Annotated in this window: 7 protein-coding genes; 1 reads left to right on the top strand and 6 read right to left on the bottom strand. The window is 73.2% G+C overall.

Annotation, left to right across the window (positions count from 1 at the left end; genetic code table 11):
* The first annotated feature begins 79 nt into the window (after positions 1–79).
* Positions 80–5,911 carry a WD40 domain-containing protein gene (locus AL2_RS06735; protein WP_067630943.1) on the top strand — a complete coding sequence of 1,944 codons (5,832 nt, stop codon included), beginning with the start codon at positions 80–82 and terminating at the stop codon, positions 5,909–5,911.
* On the opposite strand, the gene coaE is transcribed toward AL2_RS06735, so the two are convergent.
* The 6 genes from coaE to polA all read right to left on the bottom strand — a co-directional run bounded on the left by coaE (position 5,908) and on the right by polA (position 15,004).
* Entirely contained in the window at positions 5,908–6,507 is a 600-nt protein-coding gene (gene coaE, locus AL2_RS06740) for a dephospho-CoA kinase (protein WP_067630946.1), read from the bottom strand. The genes AL2_RS06735 and coaE overlap by 4 nt on opposite strands.
* A gap of 16 nt (positions 6,508–6,523) precedes the next feature.
* On the bottom strand, positions 6,524–7,015 hold the full coding sequence (locus AL2_RS06745; RefSeq protein ID WP_067630949.1) for a GNAT family N-acetyltransferase: 492 nt from the start codon (positions 7,013–7,015) through the stop codon (positions 6,524–6,526).
* Positions 7,016–7,051: 36 nt separating this feature from the next.
* Positions 7,052–9,016, bottom strand: coding sequence for an endonuclease/exonuclease/phosphatase family protein (locus AL2_RS06750; RefSeq protein WP_168444632.1), 1,965 nt, complete (start codon positions 9,014–9,016; stop codon positions 7,052–7,054).
* A gap of 184 nt (positions 9,017–9,200) precedes the next feature.
* Positions 9,201–10,697 (bottom strand): 30S ribosomal protein S1, encoded by a 1,497-nt coding sequence (gene rpsA, locus AL2_RS06755; RefSeq protein ID WP_067630951.1) that lies wholly within the window; start codon positions 10,695–10,697, stop codon positions 9,201–9,203.
* Positions 10,698–10,934: 237 nt separating this feature from the next.
* Positions 10,935–12,071, bottom strand: coding sequence for a polysaccharide deacetylase family protein (locus AL2_RS06760; RefSeq protein WP_067630953.1), 1,137 nt, complete (start codon positions 12,069–12,071; stop codon positions 10,935–10,937).
* A gap of 242 nt (positions 12,072–12,313) precedes the next feature.
* Positions 12,314–15,004, bottom strand: a complete 2,691-nt coding sequence (polA, locus tag AL2_RS06765; RefSeq protein WP_067630955.1) for a DNA polymerase I — start codon at positions 15,002–15,004, stop codon at positions 12,314–12,316.
* Positions 15,005–15,060 lie beyond the last annotated feature (56 nt).

A 15,060-nucleotide genomic window follows, 5' to 3' on the forward strand; every position in this document is an offset into this window, starting at 1 on the left:
CCACAGGGGCCGCCGACGCCAAGATCCAAAAGCGTCGCGGCACCCTGTTCTCCGCGGCGGGCCGCGCGATACTGGCGGCATGACAACCCCCGGCGGCCACCTCGGGCAGGAGCGTCCGACCGATTTCTTCGTCAGCTACTCCCCCGCGGACGAGCGGTGGGCGTCCTGGATCGCGTGGCAGCTGGAGGCCGCCGGGCACCGGACGATGATGCAGGCGTGGGACTTCGTGCCGGGGACCAACTTCATCGACTTCATGGACCGGGGCCTGTCGGAGGCCAAGGCCGTGGTGGCGGTGCTGTCGCGCAACTACCTGCGCTCCCGGTACGGGCGGCTGGAGTGGATGGCGGCGCTGCGGGCCGACCCGGACGACCCGGCCCGCAAGCTCGTCACGGTCCGGATCGAGGACTGCCCCATCGACGGGCTGCTGTCGACGATCACCTACGTGGACCTGGTCGGGATCGACGACCCGGACGAGGCGCGCGGGCTGCTGATGCGGCGCATCCAGGAGGCCCTCGCCGGGCACGCGCGGCCCCTCGACGGCCCCGGCTTCCCCGGCGGCGGCCCGTCCCTGCCGGGTGGCGGCGGCGTCCTCCCGGGGCGTCTGGAGCCCGCTGAGCCGCAGCCGGAGCGGGTCGGGGAGCGTCCGGCCCGGCGGGCGCCCGCGGCCGCGCCCGCGTTCCCCGCGGCGGGCGCGGGGCACGAGCCGCGCGAGCATCTCAGCGTCCTGCACATCTCGGGTCCCCGGTTCGGCCGGACGCTCGCCGAGCCCGGTGAGCCGACCACCGCCGCCGAGCTGCAGGACCGCGTCTGGAGCGACGTGACGCGGCTGGCCGACTCCGGCGTGCCGCGTCCCGACCTGCTGGTCGTCACCGGCAACATCACCCACTCGGGCAGCCGCCGGGAGTTCGCCGAGGCGCTGTCGTTCCTGACCAGCCTGCGGGCGCTGCTCGGCCTGGAGGCGCAGCGCGTCGTGGTCGTGCCGGGCACCCACGACGTCACCCGCGCCGCATGCCAGGCGTACTTCTCCAGCTGCGAGGCCGACGACATCGAGCCGCAGCCGCCCTACTGGCCGAAGTGGCGGCACTACGCGGGCCTGTTCAAGGAGTTCTACCAGGGCATCGACGCGCTGATCTTCGACAGCGCGCAGCCGTGGACGCTGTTCCCCGTCCCGGACCTGCGGGTCGTGGTCGCCGGCCTCAACTCGACGCTGCCGCAGACCCACCGCGAGGAGGACCGGTACGGGCACGTGGGCCGGGCGCAGGCCGCCTGGTTCAACGAGCGGCTCCGGCACTTCGAGGACCAGGGGTGGCTCCGCCTGGCCGCGCTGGAGCACACGCCCATCGCCGGCGAGCCGGGCGCCCTCCGCGACCCGGAGACGGTGGAGACGCTGCTCGGCGGCCACGTCAACCTGTTCTTCCAGGGGACGGAGTCGGAGTTCGGCGCCGTCCCGCTGCTCGGCGGCCGGGGCGTCCCGTCCGTCCCGGCGCTCGGGCCGGGACGCCACCAGACCGTCGTGCTGCGCCGGGACGGCCTGGAGCGCTGGATCCCCGAGGACGCCGGGCGGCGCGGCCCCGAGCGCCTCGACCGGTCCTGGGCCGGCGCCCGGGGAACGTTCCCGCCGCCGCGCGCGCAGACCCCGCCAGCCCCTCCCGCCCCGGAACTCGGCCCCGCGCCGGACGGCGCCGCCGAACCCGTCCCCGACCCCACGGCGCGGCTGCTCGACCGGCTGACGGAGGCGTGCGAGACGCGGTTCGAGCGGGCGACGATCCGGCGGATCGTCCCGCCCCCGCGCGAGGACGGCCGCTCCGACCCGCCGCACCTGCTGCTCACCCACCTGGAGGACGGGTTCGTCCGCCAGTACCGCATCGGCGCCCACGTCGGGCAGGTCACCGAGGCGGACGTGGACGCGTTCATCCGGCACGTGCACGCCGACGGCACCGACCACGGGTCGGAGCTGGTGTACGTGGGGCCGGCGCCCGCCCGGTCGCTGCGCGGCGACGCGCTGCGGCGCGGCATCCGGGTCCGCAGCCTCACCGAGTTCCAGGGCCTTCTCGACCTGTCGGAGTACGTGGCGGCGCAGACGCGGCGGCTGTCCGGCGACGGGCTGTACCCGCCGTCCCTGTACGTCCCGCAGCGGTTCCGGGAGCTCGACCGCTTCCAGGCGCCCGGGGAAGGGACGCGCCTGGCCGGGGACGTCCGCGAGGACGTCGCCGGCGAGATGCTGCGGCTGCTGGCCGCCGACCACGGGCGGTTCCTGCTGCTGCTGGGCGACTTCGGGCGCGGCAAGACGTTCGCGCTGCGCGAGCTGGCCCGGCGCATCCCCGCGGAGCTGCCGCACGTCATCCCGATCCTCATCGAGTTGCGGGCGCTCGACAAGGCGCACTCGGTGGACGGCCTGGTCGCCGCGCACCTCGCCAACCACGGCGAGGAGCTGATCGACCTCAAGGCGTTCCACTACATGCTCCGGCAGGGCCGCATCGTGCTGCTCTTCGACGGGTTCGACGAGCTGGTCACGCGGATGACCTACGACCAGGCCGCCGACCACCTCGACACGCTGCTGCGCGCCGCCCGCGACAAGGCCAAGATCGTGGTGGCGAGCCGCACGCAGCACTTCAAGTCGCAGGCGCAGGTGCTGACGGCCCTCGGCGAGCGGGTCGGCGTGCTGCCGCACCGGCGCGTCCTCGGCCTGGAGGAGTTCACGCCGCCGCAGGTCCGCTCGTACCTGGTGAACCGGTACGGGAACGAGGACGCGGCCGAGGCGCGGCTGGACCTGCTCGCCGGCATCGAGGAGCTCCTCGCGCTGACGGCCAACCCGCGGATGCTGTCGTTCATCGCCGACCTGCCCGAGGCCCGGCTGCGCGCGGTCGCGCAGGCCCGCCGCGCCGTCTCCCCCGCCGACCTGTACCACGAGATCCTGTCGTCCTGGCTGGCGTACGAGGCCGACCGGGTCGGCGGCTCCGGCGGGCCGTCCGGGCTGAAGGCCGAGGACATGTGGCAGGCCGTCGGCACGCTCGCGCTGCGGCTGTGGGAGGGCAACGAGCAGTTCCTCAGCCTCGCCGAGCTGGCCGACGTCGCCGACACCCTCACCGGCCTCGCCGGCGGCCGGCTGTCGCCGCACCAGGTGACGCACGCCGTCGGCGCCGGCAGCCTGCTCGTCCGCACCGACGACGGCCTGTTCGGGTTCATCCACACGTCGGTGATGGAGTGGCTCGTCGCGCGGCACATCGCGGACGAGTTCGCGCGCGGCGCGGTCCCGGCCTCGCTGGGCCGCCGCGCGCTGACCCAGCTCGCCGTCGACTTCCTGTGCGACCTCGCCGACACGCGCGCCTGCCAGGACTGGGCGGCCGGCGTCCTCGCCGACCCCGGCGCCGGCGACCTGGCCCGCGCCAACGCGATCCGCGTCACGACCCGGCTGCGGACCCCGGCCCGCACCGACCTGCGCGGCGCCCGCCTCCAGGGCGAGGACCTGTCCTACCGCGACCTGCAGGAGGTCGACCTCACCGGCGCCGACCTCACCGACGCGCAGCTCGTCGGCGCCAACCTGTCCCGGGCGATCCTGCGGGACGCGTCGCTGGCCGGGGCCCGGCTGGACGAGGCCCGCCTCACCGGAGCCGACCTGCGCGGCGCCGACCTGTCCCGGGCCCGGCTCGCCCGCGCCGACCTGCGCGACGCCGCCGTCGACGGCAGCCGCTGGACGCGCGCCGCCCTCGTCGACGCCGTCCTCCCCGACCGGATCGCCGCCGCCCCCGAGCTGCGCGAGGCCGCGATCGCGCCGGGGCGTCCCATCGACATCCAGATCGCGCCGCCCGCGGTCGGCGTCCCCTACGGGTTCCACTTCCAGACGAGCCGCCTCCCGCAGCCGCTCGCCTACAGCCCGGGCGGGTCCGTCGTGGCCGTGGGCAGCGAGGACGGCGGCGTCCTCGTGTGCGACGCCGTCACCGGCACGCCCCTGCGCACCCTCCAGGGCCACACCGACCGCGCCTACGCGGTGGCGTTCGACTCCGGCGGCAACCTGCTGGCGAGCGGCTCGGCGGACGGCACCGTCCGGGTGTGGGACCTCGCGACCGGGCACACGGCGCACACCCTCGCCGTCCACCCCGAGGGCGTGTGGCCGGTCGTCGTCGGCGGGCGCGCCCCGTCCGGCGGCGACCTCGTCGCGGCGGGCGCCGCCGACGGGACCATCCGCATCTGGGACACCGCCACCGGCGCCCTGGTCCACGAGCTGTCCGGGCACACCGCGCCCGTCTACACCGCCGTGTTCGACCCCGCCGGCTCCCTCATGGTCACCGGCGACGCGGGCGGCACCCTGCGCGTCTGGGACCTCGCCACGGGCGCGCTGCGGCGCGAGCTGTCCGGCCACCGCGGCGCCGTGTTCCGCGCCGTGTTCCACCCGGACGGCTCCCTCCTCGCCGCCGGGGACGAGGCCGGCGTGGTCCGGCTCTGGGACATCCGCACCGGCGACATCGACCGGGAACTCCTCGGCCACACCGGACGCGTCTACGCCATCGCCTTCCACCCGGACGGGGACCTCCTCGTCACCGGCGACACCGACGGGTCCGTCCGCATCTGGGCGGACGGCCTGCAGCGCAGCGTCCTCTCCGGCCACGGCGGCGGCATCTACCAGGCGACGTTCAGCCCGGACGGCGGCCGCCTCGCCACCGCCGACAGCGCCGGGTCCGTCCGGCTGTGGGACCCCGCGACCGGGCGGCAGCGCCTCGAACTCGCCGGGCACCGCGGCGCCGTGTGGCCGTTCGCGTTCCGCCCCGACGGCGCCCAGCTCGCCACCAGCAGCAACGACGGCACCGCCCGGCTGTGGGACGCCGAGACCGGGCAGTGCCGCGTCGTGCTGCGCGGCCACGGCCGCCGCGTCACCGGCGTCGCGTTCAGCCCGGACGGCGGCATGCTCGCCTCCAGCGGCAACGACGGCCTCGTCCGGCTCTGGGAGCCGCGCTCCGGCCGGATGATCCGCGAGCTGCGCGGCGTCGCCGACAACCTCACCTCCGCCGTGTTCAACACCCGCGACTCCCAGCTCGCCACCGCCACCAACGACGGCGGCGTCCACCTGTGGCAGGCCGGGACGGGCACCTTCGAGCGCGAGCTGAACGTCGAGACCGACCACGTGTGGGCGCAGGCGTTCGCGCCCGCCGGGGACGTCCTCGCCACCGCCAACGACGACGACTCCGTCCGCCTCTGGTACTGGACGACCGGCCGCGAGACCGTCAACCTCGCCGACCACCGGGGGCGTGTCCGCTCCATCGACTTCCAGCCGGGCGGCGCTCTTCTCGCCACCGGCTGCGACGACGGCCTCGTCCGCCTCTGGAACCCCCGCACCGGCGAACTCACCGCCGCTCTCCAGGGCCACACCGACCGCGTCTACCGGGTGGTGTTCTCGCCGTCCGGCGAGACCCTCGCCAGTGCCAGCAACGACGGCACCGTCCGCCTCTGGGACCCGTCCACGGGCGGGGCGCTCCACACCCTCACCGCCCACACCGGCCGCCTATGGACGACCGCGTTCCATCCCTCCGGGGCGATGCTCGCCACCGCGGGCGACGACATGCTGGTGCGCCTGTGGGACCCGTCCACCGGACGGCTCCTGCACACCCTCACCGGCCACACCCGCCGTATCTGGTCGGCCGCGTTCAGCCCGGACGGCGCCCTCCTCGCCACCGCCGGCGACGACGGCGCCATCATCCTTTGGGACGTCACCGACCGCGACGCCCCCGCGCGCCGCGCGACCCTCCTCGGCCTGGCCGAAGGCTGGGCCGCGCTGGCCCCGGACGGCCGCTACAAGTGGGAGGGCAACGCCACCGCCGAATTCTGGTACGCCGTGGGCATGTGCCGGTTCGAACCAGGCGAACTGGACCCCTACCTCCCAGAAGTCCACCGCCTCCCCCTCGACGCCCCGTTCTAGGAGGCGGCGCGGCGGGTGAAGGTCTCCCAGAGGGCGTCGACCTGCGTTTTCAGGTCGGCGAGGGTGCCGGAGTTGTCGATGACGTGGGTGGCCACGGCGCGGCGTTCCTCGCGGGACGCCTGGTTGGCCATGCGGGCGCGGGCGTCCTCCTCGGCCATGCCGCGGCGGGACGTCAGGCGGTCGAGCTGGGTCTCCTCGGGGACGTCCACCACGACGACCTCGTCGTACATGGGGGCCAGGCCGTTCTCCGCCAGCAGCGGGACGTCGTAGACGACGACCGCGTCCGCCGGGGCGGCGTCCATCAGCTCCTGCATGCGCTCGCCGACGAGCGGGTGGACGATCGCGTTCAGCGCGGCGAGCCGCCCGCGGTCGGCGAACACGATCCTGCCGACCTTCTCGCGGTCCAGGGCACCGGACGGCAGCAGCACGTCCTCGCCGAACTCCGCCACGACGGCGGCGAGGCCCGGGGTGCCCGGCTCCACGACCTCCCGGGCGATCTTGTCGGCGTCGATGACCACCGCGCCGCGCTCGTCCAGCCGCGCGGACACCTCGCTCTTGCCCGACCCGATTCCGCCGGTGAGTCCCACTTTCAGCACGGACTCAACGTATCGGTCAGGCGGTTTCCGCGGAGACGAGGGGCTTGCGCATGTGGACGAGGGTGAGGTGGGCGGCGACGCGTTCGCGGTGCGTCTCGGCGTAGCCGAGGCGGCGGTACAGGCGCAGGTTGGTCTCGCTGAGGTGCCCGGTGAACAGCACGCACGCGTCGACCCGGCCGGCCACCTCGGCCTCCAGTTCGGCCATCAGGCGCCGGCCGATGCCGCGGCCCTGCAGGTCGGGGACGACGACGAGCCGCCCCACCAGGCACGTGTGGTCGCTGAACTGGGCGCGGACCGCGCCGACGAGGCGGCCGTCCGCCACCGCCTTCAGCACCACCGCGTCCGTCTCCAGCACCTTGCGCAGCTGCTCGACCGACTCGACCAGCGGCGGGAGGAACGGGTCGCCGTACAGCTGCGCCTCCGCGACGTAGGCGGCGCGCTGGACGGTCATCAGCTCCCCGGCGTCCCCGGGTCCCGCCCGCTCGATCACGACCGGCGCTTCAGCCATGGAGCGACCCTAGCGCCGGGCGGGCGCCGCGTCCGCTCACCGCCCGATCCGGACGGTCACCGCGACCGGATAGTGGTCGGACGCCTCCGACCTCGGCACCTCGTAGTCGGTGACGAGGATGCCGTCCGACCCGAAGATCCAGTCGTGCGTGGAGCCGTCGGGCCGGGTCGGGTACGGCTCGCCGCCGAGGGCGGCGCTGCGCAGGTCGGTGCCGTCGGTCATCGCGGTCAGCTCCGGGCTGGCGGCATCGGTGTTGAAGTCGCCGCCGATCAGCGTGCGGGGCGCGCCGCCCCAGGCCCGCAGCAGCGCCGCGATCTCCCGGGACCGCTCGCCGGCCCGGTCGTCGCCGCCCTCCAGGTGCGTCGACCACACGTCCATCGTGGTCTCGCCGACGGCGAGCCGCGCCCACACGTACCCGCGGATCTGCGACCAGTCGCCGCGCGGCATCCGGCTCGTCCCGGAGCTGCGCACCGGCAGCGACGTCAGGATCGCGTTGCCGAACTGGCCGTCGGCGGCCGGGCCCCAGATCAGCTTCATGCCGAGGCGGCGGGACAGCCACACGCCGACGTCGGTGGTGCCGGACGTCAGCGACCCGCGGCCGGCCTCCTGCAGCAGGACGACCTGGGCGCGCTGGCCCTCGATGACGCGCGCGATCCCCTCGGGGTCGAGCTGACCGGACTGGTCGACCGCGTCGTGGATGTTGTAGCTCATGACCCGCACCTGGCCGGCGGCGGGCGCCGGCTGCGCCTTCCCGTCCGGCGCGGCCACGGTGAACACCAGCGTGCCGGCGAGCAGCACGAGGGCGGCGGCGCCGGCGGTGAGCGCGCGCAGCGGGGCGCGGGCGGGCAGCGGGCCGCCGCGGGCCGCCGCGAACGCGGCGAGCGCGCCGAGCAGGATCCCGGCGAGGCCGGGCAGCAGGTTGTTCGGGACGGGCAGCGGGGACACCGCGCTGACCTGGTAGGGGATCAGGATCGCGGCGAGCAGCAGGCCGCCGAGCGCGGCGCCGGCGTCGATCCGCCAGACCGGCCCGCCGGTCCCGGCGCGGCGCAGCGGCGCGCGGACGGCCACGGCCAGCAGCCACGCCGCCATCACCTGGCCGACGATCACGATGGGGACGGTCTCGATGCCGGAGAGCGCGTACGTCCCGGCGACGGCGCCCGCGCCGACCCCGAGGACGGTCCCGCCGAGCACGCACACCCCGCCCGGCACCGCCCGCACGGCGAGGCCGGAGGCGAGGAACGCGAGCGCGAGCCCCTGCCCGATGACGATGGTGACGTGCGCGCCGGTCAGCGACTGCCAGCCGGACGACGCCACGAACGCGGGGCTGGACAGGACGAGGACCTGCAGCGCGAGGAACGGCCCGAGCGCGGCGGCGCCCAGCGCGTCCCGCCAGGACACCCCGGGCGCGCCGACGGGCCCCGACGCCAGCTCGCGGTAGAGGGCGGCGGCGCCGACGCCGACGAACGCCAGGCACGCCAGCCACGGGCCGACGCCGTCCCGCCACACCGGGTCCCAGGTGGCGAAGCACATCCGCACGGCGCTGTCGATCGACAGGCCCGCGACCGCGGCGGTGGCGAAACCGACGCCGGACAGGCCGCGGGCGCCCTCGAAGAGCGCCGCGAGCGCGATCATGCCGATCGCGGTGCCCGCGAACGCGAGCCAGGTGCGCGGGTCGATCGCCTGCGCGAGGAGCCGGACGGCGAACAGGCCGCCGACGCCGGCGAGCAGCAGCCCGCGCGGCCCGGCGGCGCGGCGGATCGGCGGTGCGAGGAACCCGGCGAGGTAGACGACCAGCACACCGGCCGCGGCGACGGGGATGCCGGCCTGGTCGGCGAAGTGGTCGAGCTGCGGCAGTGAGAACCGCAGGGTCTGCGCGAGCACCGCGACGGTGACCGCGATCAGCGCGAGCCGGGCGGGGCCCTGCGGGACGATCGAGGGGCCGGCCGCGGCGGGGCCGCCGGTCCTGGTGCCGGCGTCGGTGCCGGCGTCTGTGCTGGCCAATTGAACGAGTGCTCCCGGGGACGAGCGGACCTTCGGGGGTGCGGCGAGGCGCCGAGGGGACGCGGCCCTCCCGCCATGGTGGCGCAACCGAAGCACGGCCGGAGGCCGATCCAGAAGATCGTTCTCCGGCCGTGTTCGTGTTGTTCATCCGCCGGCCGCGCGGGCGGCCGGCGGAGGGGTGCGGCTACTGACCGCCGGAGAGCTTCTCCCGCAGCGCGGCGAGCGCCTCGTCGGTGGCGAGGGCGCCACCGCCGGACTCGCTCTCGCCGCCGCCGGAGTAGGAGGTCTCGCCGCCGCCGCCGCTGCTGGTGCTGGTGCTCGCGGGCGCGGTGTCGGCCTCCGCCTCGGCCTTGCGGGCCTCCTCGATCTGCTTGCGGTGGGCGTCGAAGCGCGTGCGGGCCTCGGCGTACTGCCGCTCCCACGTCTCGCGCTGCTCGTCGAAGCCCTCCAGCCACTCGCCGGTGTCGGCGTCGAAGCCCTCGGGGTACTTGTAGTTGCCCTGCTCGTCGTACTCGGCGGGCATGCCGTACAGCGTGGGGTCGAAGTCCTCTTCCTCCATGCTGGCCGCGCCCTCGTTGGCCTGCTTGAGGGAGAGGCTGATCCGGCGCCGGTCGAGGTCGATGTCGATGATCTTCACGAAGATCTCGTCGCCGACCTGGACGACCTGCTCGGGGATCTCCACGTGGCGCTCGGCCAGCTCGGAGATGTGCACCAGGCCCTCGATGCCCTCCTCGACCCGGACGAACGCGCCGAACGGCACCAGCTTGGTGACGCGGCCCGGCACGACCTGGCCGATCTGGTGGGTGCGGGCGAACTGCTGCCACGGGTCTTCCTGGGTCGCCTTGAGCGACAGGGAGACGCGCTCGCGCTCCATGTCGACGTCCAGGACCTCGACCGTGACCTCCTGGCCGACCTCGACGACCTCGGACGGGTGGTCGATGTGCTTCCAGGACAGCTCGGAGACGTGCACCAGGCCGTCGACGCCGCCGAGGTCGACGAACGCGCCGAAGTTGACGATCGAGGACACGACGCCCTTGCGGACCTGGCCCTTCTGCAGCGTGTTGAGGAAGGTCTGGCGGACCTCGCTCTGCGTCTGCTCCAGCCAGGCGCGGCGGGACAGGACCACGTTGTTGCGGTTCTTGTCCAGCTCGATGATCTTGGCCTCGAGCTCGCGGCCGACGTAGGGCTGCAGGTCGCGGACACGGCGCATCTCGACCAGCGACGCGGGCAGGAAGCCGCGCAGGCCGATGTCGAGGATGAGGCCGCCCTTGACGACCTCGATGACCGTGCCGGTGACGATGCCGTCCTCGTCCTTGATCTTCTCGATCGTGCCCCAGGCGCGCTCGTACTGAGCGCGCTTCTTGGACAGGATCAGACGGCCTTCCTTGTCCTCCTTCTGGAGAACGAGGGCCTCGACGTGGTCTCCGACGGTGACGACCTCGTTGGGGTCGACGTCGTGCTTGATGGAGAGCTCACGCGAGGGAATGACGCCCTCGGTCTTGTAGCCGATGTCGAGGAGGACCTCGTCACGATCGACCTTGACGACAGTGCCTTCGACAATGTCGCCGTCGTTGAAGTACTTGATGGTCTCGTCGATCGCTGCGAGGAAGGCTTCCTCGGACCCGATGTCGTTGACCGCTACCTGCGGGGTGGTCGAGGTGGCCTCGGTGCTGCTCGTCATGTGTCGGCTGGCTCCGGTACGGACATGGAAGTCGTATGGGTAGTGCGCGGAGGGCCGTTATCCGCCCTGCCGAAGACCGGAATGGGACGCGGGCCGTGCCGCGTCAGTGAACCGAACCGTTGTCGCCGACCTGACCGAGCGCGAGCCTGCTCCGTCCGAAGCGCGCGCAGGCCCACAGCGCAGCGATCAGGATATGGGACCAATCTCGCGTGGTCAATCCGCAGGGGGCGGCGATGATCAATAGGTCCGCGCACGAGCCCGGTACTCCTTGGCCAGCCGGTCCTCGGCGGCCTTCGGAAACGTCACGGTGTTCGGATCCCCGTCAGAGGTGTACCGCTCATCGGGGTTCTTGTCCAGGTACTCCAGCCAGGCGGTGGAGCAGTACTTCTTGCAGTCGTTCTCCTTGATCTTGCCTTCGGACCGGATCCGGTCGATCTTCCTCCGGTCGTAGTCGGCGTCGAACGGCGACACCGAGGGCCGCCAGCCGGCGAGGAACAGGCCCTGGAAGGAGTAGCGGCCCCCGTCCTTCTCGGCCCAGCCCGCCTTCTTCGGGACGGACCCGAACGGATAGGCGAACGTCGTGGTGTGCGCGCCGGTGAGCTTGACGATCCGGTCCTCCATGTCACCGATCTCCTTGCGCACCCCCTTTTCCGACATGCCGGACAGGCTCGGGTGCGTCACCGTGTGGTTGCCGAGCTCGAACCCGTGCTGCTGAAGCCACTTCAGCCCGGCCCCGGCCTGCACGTCGTCCATCCCGAACAGCTCCTTGTTCAGGTAGAACGTCGCCACCGGCCGGAACCCCGGGTTCTCCCGCGCGACCTGCTCGATGATCGCGACCGCGGTGTCCGGCTTCGGATTGCCCTGCGCGTCGAGCCCGAAGTGGCCGGGCGTGCTGTCGTCGAACGTCAGCACCACCGGATGCCTGCCCGCCGGGACGTTGAACCGCCCGCCGACGAACTCCGCCGCGGTGATCGGGCAGTAGCCGTCCTTCGCGAGGCGCGTCAGCTCGTCGTACAGCTCCTTGGCCGACCGGTCCAGCGACTGCTCGGGCTTCTTCATGATCCGGTGGTACATCAGCACCGGGACCTGGCCGAGCTCGTTCGCCTTGGCCGCCACCGCCGCGGGCGCCGCCGCCGGGATCGGCGCGGACGCCGACGCGGAGGGCGCCCCGGACGGCCCGGCCGTCCCCGGTCCCGCCGGTGCGGGCGTCCCGCCGGCCTTCGCGGCCCGTACCGGGGGCGTCGCCTCGGACGCCGCTCCGGCCCGCTCGGCCGCGGTCCCCGCGTCCCGCCCGCGCCGCTCACCCGGCAGCGTCAGCCCGAGGACCACGGCGCAGACGATCACGACTCCAGCGATCTTGTGAAGGAGAGGCACGATACCCCCGCCGGTAGACCCGAACAGGACCAGGGGGACAGCGTACGACCCCCCGGACATCTAGGACACCTACCGGCGTACCCACATGATCCCCACCCACCACTCCCGCCCCACCCCGCATCCCCCAAAATGTCCATTGCCGTTCCTATGGCAACGAACGACGAGGACGCGGACACGCAGCCAAGAACCTGATCGCGCGGCGAGGGCCCCCAGGGCCCGAAGTGGGAGGAAAAGGCAAAGACCTAGTGCGCTGCGTCTTGCCAGGTCCTGCCGGTGCCCATGGAGACGCTCAGGGGGGCTCGTAGTGCGTAGGCGCCGGCCATTTCGGTGCTGACCAGGGTCTTCAGGGTGTCGAGTTCGCCGGCGGCCACTTCGAAGACGAGTTCGTCGTGGACCTGGAGGAGCATGCGGGACGTGAGGCCGGCGGCGCGGAGGGCGCGGTCGACGTTGAGGCTGGCGACCTTGATGATGTCGGCGGCGGAGCCCTGGATGGGGGCGTTGAGGGCCATGCGCTCGGCCATCTCGCGGCGCTGGCGGTTGTCGGAGTTGAGGTCGGGCAGGTAGCGGCGGCGGCCGAGGATGGTCTGGGTGTAGCCGTCCTGGCGGGCCTTGGCGACGATGTCGCGGAGGTAGTCGCGGACGCCGCCGAACTGCTCGAAGTACTCCTCCATGAGGCCGCGCGCCTCGTCCGGGGAGATCCGCAGCTGCTGGGAGAGTCCGTAGGCGGACAGGCCGTAGGCGAGGCCGTAGTTCATGGCCTTGATGCGGGCGCGGAGCTCGGAGTCGATCTGCTCCGGGGGGAGGCCGAAGACGCGGGACGCGGTGATGGTGTGGAAGTCGGCGCCGGAGCCGAACGCCTCCAGGAGCGCCTCGTCCTCGGAGAGGTGCGCCATGATCCGCAGCTCGATCTGCGAGTAGTCGGCGGTGAGGAGCGACTCGTAGCCGCCGCCGACGACGAACGCCTCGCGGATCTGGCGGCCCTCCGCGGTGCGGATCGGGATGTTCTGCAGGTTCGGGTCGGTCGAGGAGAGGCGGCCGGTCGCGGCGATCATCTGGTTGAACGTGGTGTGGATGCGTCCGGCGTCGTCGAGCATCGGGATGAGGGAGTCGACGATGCTCTTGAGCTTGGCGACCTCCCGCCAGCGCAGGATGTGCTCCAGGACGGGGTGGCCGTCCTTCTCCAGGAGGGTCGTGAGGGCCTCGGAGTCGGTCGTGTAGCCCGTCTTGGTGCGCTTGGTCTTGGGGAGGTTCAGCTCGTCGAACAGGACCTGCTGGACCTGTTTGGGCGATCCCAGGTTGAACTCGCGGCCGACGGCGTTGTGGGCCAGCTGCTCCTGTTCCTTGACCTGGCCGCCGAGAGAGGCCGATAGGTGCGCCAGGTGGTCGGCGTCCACGGCGATGCCCGCGCGCTCCATGTCGGCCAGGACGCCGACGAGCGGCAGTTCGACTTCGTGGAGCAGGCGGGTGGCGCCGCGCTTCTCCAGGTCCTGGTCGAGGATGTCGGCCAGTTCGGTGACGGCGCGCGCGCGGACCGCGAGGGCCTCGGCCGCCTCCTCCTCGCCGGAGCCGTCCAGGGTGAGCTGCCCCGAGTCCTCGGTCTCGCTGCGCAGCTCGCGGTGCAGGTAGCGCAGGACGAGGTCGGCGAGGTCGAAGGTCCGCTGCCCCGGGAGCGCGAGGTACGCGGCGAGCGCGGTGTCGCTGGTGACGCCCTCCAGCCGCATGCCGCGCGCGGCGAGCGCCAGCATCGGGCCCTTGGCCTCGTGGACCGCCTTGGGGTGCGCCGGGTCGGCGAGGTAGGCCGCGAGGGCGCGCTCGTCGTCCTCGATCAGCTCGGCCGGGTCGAGGTGGACGGCCGGCCCCTTCTTGGACGCGAGGGCCAGCGCGGTGATCTCGCCGGTGCCGCGCCCCCAGGTGCCGGTGACGGCGACGCCGAGCCGGTCGCCGGCGTTGGCCTCCAGCCAGGTGCCGAGCGCGCCGGGCTCCAGCGCGTCCAGGTCGACCTCGAAGCCCTCGTCGGCCTCGGGCTCGGCCGCCGACAGCGACGCGTACAGGCGCTCGCGCAGGACGCGGAACTGCAGGGAGTCGAACAGGGTGTGGATCTCCTCGCGGTCCCACTGGCCCATCACGAGCTGCGGCGGCGTCAGCTCCAGGCCGACCTCGGTGTCGAGCTTGTTGAGCTGCTGGTTGCGCAGCACCCCGGCGAGGTGCTCGCGCAGGTTGTCGCCGGCCTTGCCCTTGATCTCGCCGACGCGGGCGACGAGGGCGTCGAGGTCGCCGTACTTGGTCAGCCACTTCGCGGCGGTCTTCGGGCCGACACCGGGCACGCCGGGCAGGTTGTCGCTGCTCTCCCCCACCAGCGCGGCCAGTTCCCGGTAGCGCTCGGGCGGGACGCCGTACTTGGCCTCGACGGCGGCCGGATCCATCCGGGCGAGTTCGGACACGCCGCGGACCGGGTAGAGGATCGTGACATGCTCGTCGACGAGCTGGAACGCGTCCCGGTCGCCGGTGACGATCAGGGTGTCCAGGCCCGCCGCGGTGGCCTGGACCGACAGCGTGGCGATGATGTCGTCGGCCTCGAAGCCGGCGACCGACAGCCGCGGGATGCGCAGCGCGTCCAGCACCTCGAAGATCAGGCTGACCTGGCTGCGGAACTCGTCGGGGGTCTTCTGCCGCCCCGCCTTGTACTCGACGTACTGCTCGTGCCGGAACGTCGGCTCCGAGCGGTCGAACGCCACCGCGATGTGGGTCGGCTGCTCGTCGCGGAGCACGTTGATGAGCATCGAGGTGAAGCCGTACACGGCGTTGGTCGGCTGCCCGTCGGTGGTGGAGAAGTTCTCCACCGGCAGCGCGAAGAACGCCCGGTAGGCCAGGGAATGCCCGTCGAGCAGGAGAAGCCGGTCACGCTTGTCAGGGGTCGCTGGTGTCGTCGCCACACCAGGACTCTAGTCTGCGCGTACGACAGTTGTGTGGAGGCGTAAGTGACTGACAC

Source organism: Actinomadura latina NBRC 106108, from assembly GCF_001552195.1.
Classification (GTDB): Bacteria; Actinomycetota; Actinomycetes; order Streptosporangiales; family Streptosporangiaceae; genus Spirillospora; species Spirillospora latina.

Excerpts from the sequence above, each read along its gene's own strand:
- AL2_RS06735 (WP_067630943.1), top strand. The coding sequence starts at position 80 with ATGACAACCCCCGGCGGCCACCTCGGGCAGGAGCGTCCGACCGATTTC.
- AL2_RS06745 (WP_067630949.1), bottom strand. The coding sequence starts at position 7,015 with ATGGCTGAAGCGCCGGTCGTGATCGAGCGGGCGGGACCCGGGGACGCC.
- rpsA (WP_067630951.1), bottom strand. The coding sequence starts at position 10,697 with ATGACGAGCAGCACCGAGGCCACCTCGACCACCCCGCAGGTAGCGGTC.